At 60.8% G+C, this 13,311-nt stretch carries 16 protein-coding genes; all 16 read right to left on the reverse strand.

What is annotated here, in order from left to right:
* Positions 1-168 (reverse strand): 2Fe-2S iron-sulfur cluster-binding protein (locus tag AAAC48_RS26580; RefSeq protein WP_340657089.1); only part of this gene is annotated, 168 nt, incomplete at its 3' end.
* Between the two features lie 30 nt (positions 169-198).
* The gene (nuoF, locus tag AAAC48_RS26585) at positions 199-1,464 is read right to left on the reverse strand and encodes an NADH-quinone oxidoreductase subunit NuoF (RefSeq protein WP_340657075.1); all 1,266 of its coding nucleotides are present in this window, start codon (positions 1,462-1,464) and stop codon (positions 199-201) included.
* A 4-nt stretch (positions 1,465-1,468) separates the two neighbouring features.
* A complete protein-coding gene (gene nuoE / locus AAAC48_RS26590) occupies positions 1,469-1,981 on the reverse strand; it encodes an NADH-quinone oxidoreductase subunit NuoE (protein ID WP_340657076.1) in 513 nt (170 codons plus the stop codon).
* Positions 1,982-1,998: 17 nt separating this feature from the next.
* Positions 1,999-3,213: an NADH dehydrogenase (quinone) subunit D gene (gene nuoD, locus AAAC48_RS26595; protein ID WP_340657077.1), complete on the reverse strand. Its 1,215-nt coding sequence runs from the start codon at positions 3,211-3,213 to the stop codon at positions 1,999-2,001.
* Positions 3,214-3,242: 29 nt separating this feature from the next.
* A complete protein-coding gene (locus AAAC48_RS26600) occupies positions 3,243-3,779 on the reverse strand; it encodes an NADH-quinone oxidoreductase subunit C (RefSeq protein ID WP_340657078.1) in 537 nt (178 codons plus the stop codon).
* The gene (locus tag AAAC48_RS26605; RefSeq protein ID WP_340657079.1) at positions 3,776-4,279 is read right to left on the reverse strand and encodes an NADH-quinone oxidoreductase subunit B family protein; all 504 of its coding nucleotides are present in this window, start codon (positions 4,277-4,279) and stop codon (positions 3,776-3,778) included. Before AAAC48_RS26605 ends, AAAC48_RS26600 begins: the two co-directional genes overlap by 4 nt.
* The gene (locus AAAC48_RS26610) at positions 4,267-4,632 is read right to left on the reverse strand and encodes an NADH-quinone oxidoreductase subunit A (protein ID WP_340657090.1); all 366 of its coding nucleotides are present in this window, start codon (positions 4,630-4,632) and stop codon (positions 4,267-4,269) included. Before AAAC48_RS26610 ends, AAAC48_RS26605 begins: the two co-directional genes overlap by 13 nt.
* A 156-nt stretch (positions 4,633-4,788) precedes the next feature.
* Complete coding sequence (locus tag AAAC48_RS26615; protein WP_340657080.1) at positions 4,789-6,228, reverse strand: NADH-quinone oxidoreductase subunit N; 1,440 nt, start codon at positions 6,226-6,228, stop codon at positions 4,789-4,791.
* Entirely contained in the window at positions 6,225-7,700 is a 1,476-nt protein-coding gene (locus AAAC48_RS26620) for an NADH-quinone oxidoreductase subunit M (protein ID WP_340657081.1), read from the reverse strand. Before AAAC48_RS26620 ends, AAAC48_RS26615 begins: the two co-directional genes overlap by 4 nt.
* Positions 7,701-7,707: 7 nt before the next feature.
* The gene (locus AAAC48_RS26625; RefSeq protein ID WP_340657082.1) at positions 7,708-9,468 is read right to left on the reverse strand and encodes a Na(+)/H(+) antiporter subunit D; all 1,761 of its coding nucleotides are present in this window, start codon (positions 9,466-9,468) and stop codon (positions 7,708-7,710) included.
* Positions 9,461-9,715: a hypothetical protein gene (locus AAAC48_RS26630; protein WP_340657083.1), complete on the reverse strand. Its 255-nt coding sequence runs from the start codon at positions 9,713-9,715 to the stop codon at positions 9,461-9,463. Before AAAC48_RS26630 ends, AAAC48_RS26625 begins: the two co-directional genes overlap by 8 nt.
* Complete coding sequence (locus AAAC48_RS26635) at positions 9,712-11,175, reverse strand: monovalent cation/H+ antiporter subunit D family protein (protein ID WP_340657084.1); 1,464 nt, start codon at positions 11,173-11,175, stop codon at positions 9,712-9,714. Before AAAC48_RS26635 ends, AAAC48_RS26630 begins: the two co-directional genes overlap by 4 nt.
* 4 nt (positions 11,176-11,179) lie before the next feature.
* Positions 11,180-11,482, reverse strand: a complete 303-nt coding sequence (gene nuoK / locus AAAC48_RS26640) for an NADH-quinone oxidoreductase subunit NuoK (protein ID WP_340657085.1) — start codon at positions 11,480-11,482, stop codon at positions 11,180-11,182.
* Entirely contained in the window at positions 11,482-11,982 is a 501-nt protein-coding gene (locus tag AAAC48_RS26645; RefSeq protein ID WP_340657086.1) for an NADH-quinone oxidoreductase subunit J, read from the reverse strand. The genes nuoK and AAAC48_RS26645 overlap by 1 nt, the downstream gene beginning before the upstream one ends.
* A 362-nt stretch (positions 11,983-12,344) precedes the next feature.
* On the reverse strand, positions 12,345-12,788 hold the full coding sequence (locus AAAC48_RS26650; protein WP_340657087.1) for a type II toxin-antitoxin system VapC family toxin: 444 nt from the start codon (positions 12,786-12,788) through the stop codon (positions 12,345-12,347).
* Entirely contained in the window at positions 12,785-13,024 is a 240-nt protein-coding gene (locus AAAC48_RS26655; protein ID WP_340657088.1) for a hypothetical protein, read from the reverse strand. Before AAAC48_RS26655 ends, AAAC48_RS26650 begins: the two co-directional genes overlap by 4 nt.
* Positions 13,025-13,311: the final 287 nt, after the last annotated feature.

Genomic DNA, 13,311 nt, shown 5'->3' on the forward strand with positions numbered 1-13,311 from the left:
CCGCTGCCCCTCGATCTCCACCAGGCACATGCGGCATGAGGCCAGCGCCGGCAGCCGCTTCAGATAGCAAAAGGTCGGGATGTCGATGCCCAAACGCTCGGCCACCTGCAGCACCGTCGAGCCCGCCTCCACTTCCAGCGTTTGTTCATTGATCGTGACGCTAACCATGACTTTCTTGCGGCCTTCTTCCTGCGCTCCTCAGTGAAATGGGCACCTGCGCTCCTCGATATGGGCGACGAATTCATGCTCGAAATGCGTCAGTGCTGCCCGCAGCCCCATGGCCGCGCCGTCGCCCAGAGCGCAGAACGTGTTGCCGAAAATGCCCTTGCAGAGCGCCTCCAGCTGTTCCAGATCGCCCGGCGCGCCCTGCCCCGCCTCGACCCGGCGCAGCACTTTTACAACCCAATTTAGCCCTTCGCGGCACGGTGTGCACTTGCCACAGGACTCATGGTGGAAGAACTCGATGATCCGGGTGGCGACCTTGACGATACAGGTCGAGTCGTCGATCACGATTACACCGGCCGAGCCGAGCATCGAACCGGCGGCGGCCAGCGAGTCGAAGTCCATCCCAACGTCCAGCCCGCATGCCGGGATCAGAGGCGCCGAGACCCCGCCGGGGATCACGGCCTTGATCTTGCGCCCCGGTAGCGGCCCGCCGGCGCGGTCCTCGACCAGTTCGCGCAGCGGTATACCCATCGGCAGCTCGTAAAGGCCCGGTTTGCGCACCTGCCCGCTGAGGCAATAGAGCTTCGGGCCGGGGCTCTTGTCCGGGCCGATGCCGCGGAACCAGCCTGGGCCGCGCGCCACGATATGCGGAACGCAGGCCAACGTCTCGACGTTGTTGATCACGGTCGGGCTGGCGTAGAGCCCTTCGACCGCCGGAAACGGTGGTTTCAGGCGCGGCTGCGCTCGCTTGCCTTCGAGCGAGTCGAGCATCGCGGTCTCCTCGCCGCAGATATAGGCGCCGGCCCCGCAATGGATGTGCACGACGAAGCTGAAATCCGAGCCCAGAATCCGCGTTCCCAGATAACCCTTCGCATGGGCCTCAGCGATTGCCTGCTCCAGTCGCCGGATCGCCAGCGCGTATTCCCCGCGGATGTAGACATAGGCGGTTTCAGCCCCGATCGCGTAGCCACTGATCGCCAGGCCCTCGATCAGCTGGTGCGGGTCACGCTCCATGATGATCCGGTCCTTGAATGTGCCAGGCTCGCCCTCATCAGCGTTGCAGCACAGGTATTTCGGCTTGCCGGCCTGCTTCGGCACGAAGCTCCATTTCATCCCGGTTGGGAATCCGGCCCCGCCGCGGCCGCGCAGGTTGGATTCCTTAACGAGGTCGATGATCTCGTCAGGCGTGTGCTCGCGAAGCGCCTTCGCCAATGCCTGGTAGCCGCCGCCAGCGGTGTAGGTCGCCAGCAGATGGCCATCCGGCACGTCCACGTTCCTAAGAAGGACCGGTTCGAACATGGCGCTATTCTCCTGGCGGTGCTGCGGCGGCAAGATCGGCGCCAGTCGCTTGCCCCACCACCGCCCGCAGCCTGTCCAACAGCGCGTCGATCCGCGAAATGTCGAGGTCGCCATGATAGTCGTCGCCGACCTGCATCACCGGGGCCATCTCGCAAGCGCCGAGGCATTCGACGGTCGATAGCGTGAACAGCCCGTCCGGGGTCGTACCGTCCTTCTTGATCCCCAGCACCTCCTCTAAATGCCTCAACACGTCCTCGGATCCGCACAGCATGCAGGATACATTGTCGCAAAGTTGCAGGTGGAACATCCCCACCGGCTCGGTATGGAAGAGGGTGTAGAAAGTCGCCAGCTCGTAAACCCAGATCCGCTCGACATCGAGGATGTCGGCGACCTCTTCCAACACCGGGCCGGGCAGATGGCCATGTTCCTTTTGTGCGATCAAAAGCGCGGGCATGATCGCCGAGCGCTGGTCCGGATACCGCGCTGCTGCCGCTTCAATTTTTTCGCGCATGTTCATCGCGTACAATTCCCCTGCTACTTATCCACCTCGGCCATCACCGGGTCGAGGCTACCCAACACGGCGATCATGTCAGCCAGGTAGTGGGCATTGCTTGCCCCGAACAGTGCCTGAAGGTTGACGAACGACGGTGCCCGCACCTTCATGCGGAACGGCTTTTCCGAGCCGTCGCTGATGATGTAAAACCCGAGCTCGCCCTTTGGCGCCTCGATCGCCGAATAGACCTCGCCCTTCGGTACTTTGAAGCCATACGCCGACAGGTCGAAGTGCTGGATCAGCGCCTCCATTGAGCAATGCACCTTGTCCTTGTCCACCGGAAAAGCGACCGTCGGCATGTCGATCTGGAACGGCCCCTCGGGCATCTGCTTAAGGCATTGTTCGATGATGCGGACACTCTCGCGCATCTCCTCGACCCGGCATTGCCAGCGCGCGTAGCAATCGCCCTCGTCGCGGGTGATGACGTTGAAGTTGAGCCGGTCGTAGATCTCATAGGGCTCGTCGCGGCGAATGTCCCAGTCGACGCCCGAGGCCCGCAGGTTCGGGCCGCTCAGGCCAAGATCGATACCGTCCTCGGCGGAGATCACGCCGATACCCTGCGTGCGCTTCAAAAACACCCGGTTGTTCTCGACCAGCCGTTCATAGTCGTGGATCCGATTCGGGAAGATGTCGCAAAACTCCCTGATCTTGGGGAAAAAACCGTCGGGCAGGTCCTCGCGCACACCGCCGACCCGGCAAAAGGAGGTGTGCATCCGCGCGCCGCTGATCATCTCAAACAGGTCCATGATCATTTCGCGCTCGCGCATGGCGTAAAGCAAGGCTGTCATTGCGCCTAGATCGAGCGGCAGCGCGCCAGTGATCAGGAGATGACCGGAGATCCGCGCCAGTTCGGCCATCAGCACGCGGATATATTGCGCGCGGATCGGCGCTTTGATGCCCAGCAGCTTCTCCACCGCCAGCGCGAAGGCCAGGTTATTGGACGGCGGGCAGAGGTAGTCGAGCCGATCGGTCAGCGGAAAAATCTGGGTGTAGGTGAAGCTCTCGGCCAGTTTTTCTGTGCCGCGGTGGAGGTAGCCGATATGCGGGTCCACGCGCGCGACATATTCGCCCTCCAGTTCAAGGACGAGCCGCAGCACCCCATGCGTGCTGGGATGCTGCGGGCCAAGATTGAGAAGCACCTCCTTGGTGTGGGGCACTTCGCCTTCCGGTCTGCTCAGTTCTGTGACTTCGGTCATTTCAAGTTCCCGGTGCGGGGCGGTCTCCCTTATGGAATGTTCTTGGTAGCAAGGTCGGGCTGCGTCGGCGGCGTGCCTTCGGCACCAAACGGGTTCAACTTGTCCTTGTAGCCCCGGAGCGGAAAGTCCTTGCGCTGCGGGAAGCCCTCGAAGCCTTCCCACATATAGATCCGGCGCAAGTCGGGGTGGCCGTCGAACCTTATCCCGTACATGTCCCAGGCTTCGCGCTCATGCCAGTTGGCGGTCCGCCAGACCCCCGTCACCGACGCAACCCGCGGTGGATCGCCGAGGCGGCACTTGATGCGGACACGCCATTTGTTCGGCAGCGAATAGAGGTGGTACACTGCCTCGAAGCGCGGCACGTGAGGGTAATGATCGACCCCGCAGATGTCTGACAGGAAATTGAACCGCAGCGCCGGGTGTTCCTTCAAAAACCGGCAAAGCTCGACGATCATTTCAGGCGGCGCGGCGAAGGCATGAACACCATGCGCGAAGCCAAGATCGTCGATTGCCTCACCGAAATGCTCTGTGATCGGGGCGCGGTTGAGGGGCGTTTCCACGCTCATGGCAACGCGACCCGGTCCAAGGGAGTCCCGGCTAGCGCTCGGGATTTTTTGATCTTTTCCTGAAGCAGGAGGAAGCCATGCATCAGCGCCTCGGGCCGCGGCGGGCAGCCGGGCACATGCACGTCCACCGGCACGAAGGTCTCCGCCCCCTGCACCACGGCGTAGGTATTGTAGACCCCGCCCGAGATAGCGCAGGTGCCCATCGCGATAACCCAGCGCGGCTCCGGCATCTGGTCATAGAGCCGGCGCACGACGGGAGCAAATTTCCGCGTCACGGTGCCGGCGATAATCATCACGTCGGACTGGCGCGGCGAAGGCCGGAACACCACGCCGAACCGGTCGAGATCGTAGCGCGCACAGCCCGCCGCGATCATCTCGATGGCGCAGCAGGCAATACCGAAGGTCTCGGGCCACAGCGCCGACCTTCGGCTCCAGTTGATAACGCTGTCGGCCGTGGTAAACAGCACGCTGTCGCGGATTGCATTGTTTACGCCTCCCATTCCAGCGCTCCCTTCAGCCAGGCGTAGGCGAAGCCCACAAGAAGCAGCATGATGAAGACGAACATCTCGACATAACCAACCAGCCCGATGTCTTTCAGGACGACGGCCCAGGGAAAGAGGAATATCGTCTCGACATCGAAGACCACCAACAGGATGGCGAGGATGAAGAACTGCACCTTGAAGCGACCTCCGGCGGCCTCGCCCGCCGGGTCCATGCCGCATTCATAGGGCATGTTCTTCGCGGGATAGGGATTGGACGGACGCAGTAGCGAGGAGACAAAAAGCGTCATTCCCGCTACCAGAACAATTCCGGCGACCATGAAAAGAACCGGCAGGAATTCCATTGCAGCCATATCGCATTGCCCTGGCCACCCGCCGAGGGCTTTGCTCGCCCGCGACCGACCCCATTCGGGACCGGTAATGCGGTCGCCCCGGGGAAGCGACTTGGGCATTCCTTTCTTCAACGTCTGAGTGTATTCCGTCGGGTGGATCATTGCAAATCCAATCAATCAGCCGCCAAACAACGAATATTGGGCAAGCCTCAGAAACCACGCAGGAAATAGGCCGATGCCGATGGTGCCGGCGGCGGTTAAGGCAAGCGTGGCGCGGACGAAGGGCGTCAGCGCCGGGTCGAACGCCCTTTGCGGCTCGCGCATGTAGATCACCATGACGATGCGGATGTAAAAGTAGGCGGCGACGGCGCTCAGCAGCACTGCGATCACCGCCAGCACGACAAAACCTCGCTCGACGAGCGCGACCAGGACGTAGAACTTGGCAAAGAACCCGGCCGTCGGCGGAATGCCGGCCAGCGAGAACAGATAAAGCAGCATCAGAAGCGCCAGCCCGGGATGCGGCTTGGCAAAACCCGCGTAGTCTTCGATAACCTCGCCCGAGAAATCGCCGTTGCGCATCATGATGACGGTGCCGAAGATACCGAGGTTCATGAACGTATAGATCAGCAAATAGAGCATCACGCTGGCGACCCCGTCCGCACCGCCGGCCACCACGCCGAACATGGCGAACCCGGCATGGGTGATGCTGGAATAGGCCAAGAGGCGCTTGAAATTGTCCTGCACCAGTGCCACGAAACTGCCGAGCGCCATCGTCACCACCGCAATGACCGCGACGATGATCCAGGCGTCCGAGGCTGCGACCAGTGGGTTGAGGAACACCCGCAGGATCACCGCGAACCCCGCAGCCTTGGGCCCCACCGACATGAAAGCGGTGATCGTCGTCGGCGCGCCTTCATAGACGTCCGGCACCCACATGTGAAATGGCACTGCGCCGACCTTAAAGACCAGCCCCGCGACGATAAAGACCACAGCCAGGAGCATTCCAGGATCGAGCGGATCACCGGTCACCGCCGCAGCCATCCCATCCAGCTGCGTTGTGCCGGTGAGGCCGTAGATCAGCGAAACACCGTAAAGGAAAATCCCGGTCGAGACCCCGCCAAGGATCACGTATTTCAGCGCCGCTTCGTTCGACCGCGGCTGCTGCCGCAGGAAGCCGGTCAGCACATAGGTGCAGAGTGCCATCAGTTCGAGGCCTACATAGATCGACAGCAAGTCGGTCGCCGAGGCCATGGTCATCATTCCCGACAGCGCAAAGAGCAGCAGTACATAGTATTCACTGCTGCCGATCCCTTCGATCTCGGCATATTTTTGGGAAAGGAGGAATGTCAGAACTGTGGCCAGGTAGAACACGACCTTAAAGAAGACAGCGAAGCGGTCGGCGATGAACATGCCCGAGTAGGCCGGCCGCACCTCGCCCGACAGCATGAGTGTCCCAAAGGCGGCCATCAGCACGATCGCGACGGAAGCCCAGACAAGGAAATGTTCCTGGCCCTTGCGCACAAACTGACCCAGGATCAGCAGGATGCAGGCCCCAGCGACCACCACAATTTCCGGCAGGCTCGCTAGGATCGACTGGAAAAGAGCGGCGGCGGTCATCGGGCGCCCCCCTTATCGTGCACCTGCGCCAGTAGATGCTTCACCGAAGCATCGATGATTGCAAGAAAGGGCTTCGGATAGAGCCCGACCCAAAGAACGAAGATGGCTAGCGGCAGGATCGCCGCCATCTCGCGGGCGTCCACATCGCGGATCTTGAACCGCAAGCCGACGCTGGCCGGACCAAGTGCGACTTTCCCGTACATGCCAAGCAGATAGGCCGCGCCCAGCAAGGCCCCCATCACGGCGACGGAGCCGATAGCCAGGCTGGCTGCGAACGCGCCCGACAGCACCAGCAACTCGCCCACGAACGAATTCGTTCCCGGCAGCGCCATTGACGACAGAGCGAACAGCGCAAGAAACGCCGTATAGACCGGCGCCACCTTCATCAGCCCGCCATAATCCGCGATGCTGCGGGTATGGGTCCGCTCATAGATAAGGCCAACGAACAGGAACAACGCGCCTGTCGTTACGCCATGATTGAACATTTGTAGGATACCACCCTCGAGCCCACGGAGGTTCAGCGTGAAAATCCCCAGCGTCACGAGACCCATGTGGCTGATGCTGGAATAGGCCACCAGCTTCTTCAGATCGTCCTGCGCCAGAGCAAGCAACCCGCCATAGACGATCGCAAGCGCCGAAAGCGCCTGCATCAGCGTCGAATAGTGCACCGATGCCTCCGGCAGCATCGGCAGCGAGAACCGCAGGAAGCCGTAGGCGCCCATCTTCAGGAGCACGCCGGCGAGGATGATGCTGCCGGCCGTCGGCGCCTGGACATGGGCGTCCGGCAGCCAGGTATGGAGCGGGACCATCGGCACCTTGACCGCGAAGGCGATCAGGAAGGCGAAGAACAGCCAGGATTGGACCGGAAATGGCAAGTGCTGCGCCGTCAGGGCGGGGATATCGAAGGTCTGGCCGCCGTGGAAATAGAGCACAATGACACCGATCAGGAACACCAGGCTGCCCGCCAGCGTGAAGAGGAAGAACTTGAACGCCGCATAGACTCTGCCGTCGCCGCCCCAGACGCCGATTATCAGGTACATCGGGATCAGCATCGCCTCCCAAAAGACGTAGAACAGGAACAGGTCGAGTGCGCAGAACACCCCCAGCATCAGCGCCTGCATAACCAGCAGGCTGACCATGAACTCCTTCACCTTGCGATCGATCGCGACCCACGAGGCAAGCACACAGATCCAGCCCAACAATGCGGTCAGGAACACGAAGAGCGCGCTGATTCCATCGACACCAAGCGCATAGGTGATCCCGAGCGCGGGCACCCACGGATGCGTCTCAGTGAACTGCATCTCGTAGGTGGTGGTGTCAAAGCCGGTCAGCATGGCGATGCAAAGTGTGAAGTCGAGGACGGTGAAAGCCAGCGCCGTCCAGCGCACCGCATTGTCATTGCGCAAAAACATCACAACCGCTGCACCGGCGGCGGGCGTGAACACGATGAGGCTAAGTAGCGGGAGCTGCATCGCACCGCTACCGCCACGCCACGGCGAAGACGAGGGTGGCTGCGATCACACCAACGATCATAGCCAGCGCGTAATGGGTCACCACGCCGGTCTGGAGCCGGCGCAGCGCCCCGCCGCCGCGCAGGATCGAGCGGGCGACGCCGTTCACAGCGGCGTCGACGCCGTTGAGATCGATCTGCAATCCGGCCCGTGCCGTTCCGTGCAGGAAGGGCAGCGCCACGGTCTCGGACACATCGCTCACCGCCTTCTCGTAGCGCGCAAGCGGTTTTTCGGCGAGCCACATGAAGTACCGCGCGCCCTTGCGGTAGAACCAGTCGGTGTCGATGCTGATCGTGTTCTCGGGGTCAAGTGCCCTGAGGAATACGACGAAACCCAAGGCGGTGAACATCAGCACGCCGAGGCTCTCGGTAACATGGACGCCGGTGTAAGGTTCAAAGTCGACCGGATGGGGCAGAAGCGCGTAAAGCGGCTGGGGGAACACCCCGATCGCGATGCACAGCACCGCCGCCATGGCCATCGCAACCAGCATGTTGCGGGGCGGCTCCCTCGCCTCCAGCCCCCGGTCCACGCCGAAGAACATATAGTACGGAAGCTTAAGCCCAGTGTGCAGGAACGTCCCCGACGACGCCATGGTCAGTGCAAGCACCACCAGCGCGCGGTGATCCTGCTCGGCGGCGGCCACCACCATCGACTTGGTGACGAAGCCCGAAAAGAACGGAAATGCCGAGATGGCGAAGGCGCCGACCATGTAGAGCGCCACGGTCACTGGCATGGTCCTGTAGAGCCCGCCGAGCTCGGTGAGCTTGCGCCGCCCGGTGACGTGGATCACCGCCCCCGCTCCCATGAACAGGAGCCCCTTGTAGAGGATATGCGCGAAGGCATGGCTGGTGGCTCCGTTCACCGCCATCTCGGTCCCGATGCCGATGCCCACCACCATGTAGCCCACCTGGCTGACGATGTGATAGGCCAATAGCCGCCGGCAGTCATTTTCCAGCACCGCGTAGATGACGCCGTAAAGCGCCATCACAGTACCGAGCCAAACCAAAAGCTCGGTTCCAGGAAACGCCCGGGCCAGGACATAGACGGCGGTCTTGGTTGTGAAGGCGCTCATGAACACCGCCCCGGTGACGGTCGCCTCTGGGTAAGCGTCGGTCAGCCAGGCGTTGAGGGGCGGCACCGCGGCGTTGAGGATGAACCCGGCAAGGATCAGGTAGGCGGCAACGCCCATTTCCCCCTCGATCGGCCCGAAGAGCAGCGATCCGGTGGCGACCGCGTGGAGCATGATACCGCCGAGCAGGACGACGCCGCCGGTGATATGGACCATGAGATACCGGAATCCAGCGCGGATTGCCTGTTCGCCGCGCTGCGCGAAGACCAGATAGGCTGAGGCGAACGCCATACCTTCCCAGAACAGGAACAGGGTCAGGTAGTCGCCGGCGAATACCACGCCGAGCGCGCTGCCGACGTAGACGAAAGCCGCCACATGCTGGCCGGCGCGTGTCAGGTGCAACGCGTAGACCATTCCGATCAACGCCATGATGGTGAAAACGGTGGCAAAGACGATACTCAGCTTGTCGACTTTCGCAATCAGGATTTCCTGCCCGATGAACTGCGCCGCGCCGTAGCTGCCAGGCTGCATCGTCAGCACGGCGAGGATCGCCAATAGCGGGATCAGTAGCACATAAGCCTTGCGAATTGTCCCCTTGAGCAAGGGGATCAGCGGGGCGCCGAGAATGAACAGCAGGGCGGGATGGACGAAATCAGTCATAATAGTCCTCGCGCCGCATGAGCCCACCCTGATGGCCGAGGAACTTGGAAACGAAAATCAGCAGCACGCAGGAACCGAAGCCGTAGGCGGCGGACCAGCCAGGCAGGCGGTCCCACAGGTATTGGGCGTGTTCGCGGTGGACCAGAAAGTCGGCGACCACGACAACAACGAGCACCAGATAGAACAGCCGGCGCCGCTGATTCACGTATTTTTCGTCACCAAAGAAATCGACGATGCGTTTGATCATCTGACAACTCCTTGCGCCAGGGCGAGGAAATAGTCGGGGAAGATGCCCGTCGACACCGACAGGATGGCGGTTGCGACCAGCGGGATCGTCAGCATCGGAATTTCACGGACCGTGGCCGGGCTTTCCTGCACCTCCGTCCCGAAAAAAGCGACATAGCTGACGGGCAGGAAATAGGCGGCGTTGAGGATGGAGCTCACCAAGAGCACGATCAGGAACGCAATCTCCCCCGCCTGCACAGAGCCCAGCGCCAGATACCACTTGCTAACGAAGCCCCCGGTCGGCGGCACCCCGATCATGCTGAGCGAGCCGACAAAGAACGCCCCCATTGTCCAGGGCAGCCTGCGGCCAATACCGGCCATGTCGCTGATGTTCCGCTTGCCAGACGCGCAATAGATCGACCCGGCGCAGAAAAAGAGTGTGATCTTGGAGAATGCATGAGCTGCAATGTGGAATATCCCGCCGACCATCGCGACCGGAGACAGCAAAACCGCGCCCAGCACGATGTAGGAGAGCTGGCTGACCGTGGAATAAGCGAGCCTCGCCTTCAGGTCGTCCCGCGTCAGGGCGTAGACGGAGGCCATCAGGATCGTAAACGAGACCAGATAGGCCGTGGCAATGCCGAGCCCCAGCCCCTCCACCAGTCCTGTGCCAAAGATGTGAAACACCACCCGCAGCACGCAGAACACGCCCATCTTGACCACCGCAACCGCATGCAAGAGCGCGCTGACCGGCGTCGGCGCCACCATTGCGGCAGGCAGCCAGGCATGCATCGGCATCACCGCGGCCTTGGCGAAGCCGAAGAGATAGCAGAAATACACGACCGTCAGCAGTGGCGCCGAGGCATCGACCCCCGCCAGCAACCCCCCCGCTACAAAGTCGAGCGATCCCGCAATGTGGTAGGTCAGCGCCAGCGCGGCGAGCAGCACGCTTTTCGACGCGCCCATCAAATAGACGAGGTACTTGCGGCTGCCCCTCCATCCCTCTTCGTCCTCGTGGTGATAGACAAGCGGATAAGTAACGAGGCTGAGCACCTCGTAGAAGATCACCAGCGTAAACAGATTGGCGGCGAAGGCGCCCCCGACGGCCGCCGCGAGGCTGGTGGCGAAACAGGCGAAGAAACGGGTCTGCGCATGTTCGTTCAAGTGCCGCATGTAGCCGATGGAATAGATCGCCGCCACGATCCACAACAGCGACGAGACGCTAGCAAATACCATGCCGAGCGCATCAACCCGGAAAGCGAAGTCAATCCCCGGCAGAATCTCGAACAGGCGCAAATTGACCGTACCGCCTGCCAGCACCGTGGGCGCCATAGAGGCGACAATTGCGAACATGACGGTTGCGGCCAACGGCGAAACGACATCGCGCAGTTTCTGATGGTTGTTGAGAAGGAGAACTGCAAGGGCCGCCAGACCTGCGACGGCGACGGCAAGCAGCGGCCGGATCGATGTCACCTGGTCCAAGCCGCTATCCTTTCATCATGGTCACGTCGTCGACCTTGAGGGTGGACTTGTTCCTCACAAGGGCGACCAGGATGCCAAGGGCGACGGCTACCTCCGCCGCGGTGATTGCTATGACGAAGATGGCGAAGATCTGCCCGCGGAAGTCGTCGTAGGTGTGGCCGAAAACGATGAAATTGATGTTGACCGAATTGAGCAGCAGCTCCAGCGACATCAGCACGACCAAGATATTGCGCCGGAGCAGCACGCCCGCTGCTCCGATCACGAACAGAACCACCCCGAGCACGATATACCACCAGAGCGGCACCATTATCCCGGCTCCTTTCGCGCCAGCACGATGGCGCCGACCAGGGCCGCCAGCAATATGACAGAGGCGGCTTCAAACGGCAGGAGATAGTGGGCGAAAAGCGTTATGCTGAGCAGCCTGACGTCGCCGCCGGTGGGCGTTGCTGCGGCCTCCATGACCGAAAACCGGTCGCTCCAGCGCACCAGCACAAGCATCTCGACCCCAAGCAGGACGAGCAGCACCAGAGCCGGCAGGTTCCTGCCGGGCAAGAACCGCTGCAACACCGCTTCACGCACATCAATCATCATGATCACGAATAGGAACAGGACCATGATCGCGCCGACATAGACGAAGATCTGGATAACCGCGAGCAACGGCGCTTCAAGCAAGACGAAGATTGCCGAGATCTGCAGGAAACACGCCATCAGCGCCAATGCGCTGTGAACCGGATTCGGCGCCAGGACTACCATCACGGCCGTGATCACGGACACCGTAGCGAACAGAAGAAAGAACCCCTGATCCATCGACGCCGACCTCCGACGCGAACTGTCACTCGGCGCGAGACGACCAGAGATAGCGCCGCACTTCAGATGTGTTCACAAATTGTGCCCTAGTATCGGATTTTTCACAAGATTATTGTCGTCGGCAGAGCAAAACCAGGCCGGTTCGGATGTGGCGAAGGCCGCTGACGATGCGCGCCCTTTCGATAGCGCCACAGCGAGCGGTCTGCGGCGCGAGTTCGAAACAGGCTTGCGGGCCGCCGGTGGCACCGCTGATTGAGCCTGGCACGCGAAAGCTTTCACGTGATTACTTCAACGAAGCGCACGCTAGCCAATAGCGGGTCAATTCTAGGCAGCTTCGGCACGATCCCCTCGCCTCGTCACCATCAGCTAATTTCCTTTCCGATTTCAAATCGCTCGAAGGGATTGATGATCGGCACGCCAGCAGCTTCGAATGGTGCCGTGTCACGCGTCGCTACTGCGAACCCACGTACAGCTGCTATTGCAGCAATCTGTCCATCCGCAACAGCGATGTGACGACCAGATGCTCGGGCGCGGCTGATCAGAGAAGCGTATGCCATTGCGGCCTCCTGATCGAATAAAAGGATACGGTCGCCAAACAGCTGGGTTACCAATTCGGCTAAGGCAACACCAAGGCCAGCTTTGCGTCTTCCTTCAGGTAAAATTCCAACACCTACCAGCAATTCGGAGAGACTGGTGGCCGTTAGATACAATGTTTCTGCCGATTGGCTATCCAGCCAAGCCATGACAGAAGGGTTCCCGTTTGGTTTCATCGGCTCCAAAACAACGTTCGTGTCCAGCACTATCATTCGAATTCGGCCGGTTCTGTTGGAGCTTGATCACGATCGATCGCAAGATCAATTCCTCCAAAGCGGCGGGCAAAAGCGGCTAATTCTGAGCCAAGTTTAACGCGCTGTTTTGGGCGTACCGTTTCCTCCAGGATTTCGCGGATCTCAGCTTCAGTGCTACGGCCATGCTGTGCAGCGCGAACCTTGAGGGCTCGATGTGTTTCGTCGGAAAGATTTCTCACTGTAACTGCGGGCATAATGATTGCATCCTCATTTTCGTGATATCTATGATATCATTCTTACAATTGCGATATCAAGAGGTGAGTAGCTTTTTTGTTGCTTTCAGTATCAGCGTTTCGATTGTCTTCGGTGATTGGGCTAGCAGCGGATCAATATCTGTTGAGTTCCCTCTCCCCAGCAAAACGCAATACACTCTTTGTGGCTTCCGGCTCGTATTGAAGGAGGGAAGAGCTTGTATTTCCATCGCACCATTGCGTGTTTTGCAGTCGCGTTTGCACTTTTCGCTTCACCAGCCTTCCCGCAG

The sequence above is a fragment of the Phyllobacterium sp. genome (assembly GCF_037994405.1).
In the GTDB taxonomy this organism is placed as follows: Bacteria; Pseudomonadota; Alphaproteobacteria; order Rhizobiales; family Rhizobiaceae; genus Phyllobacterium.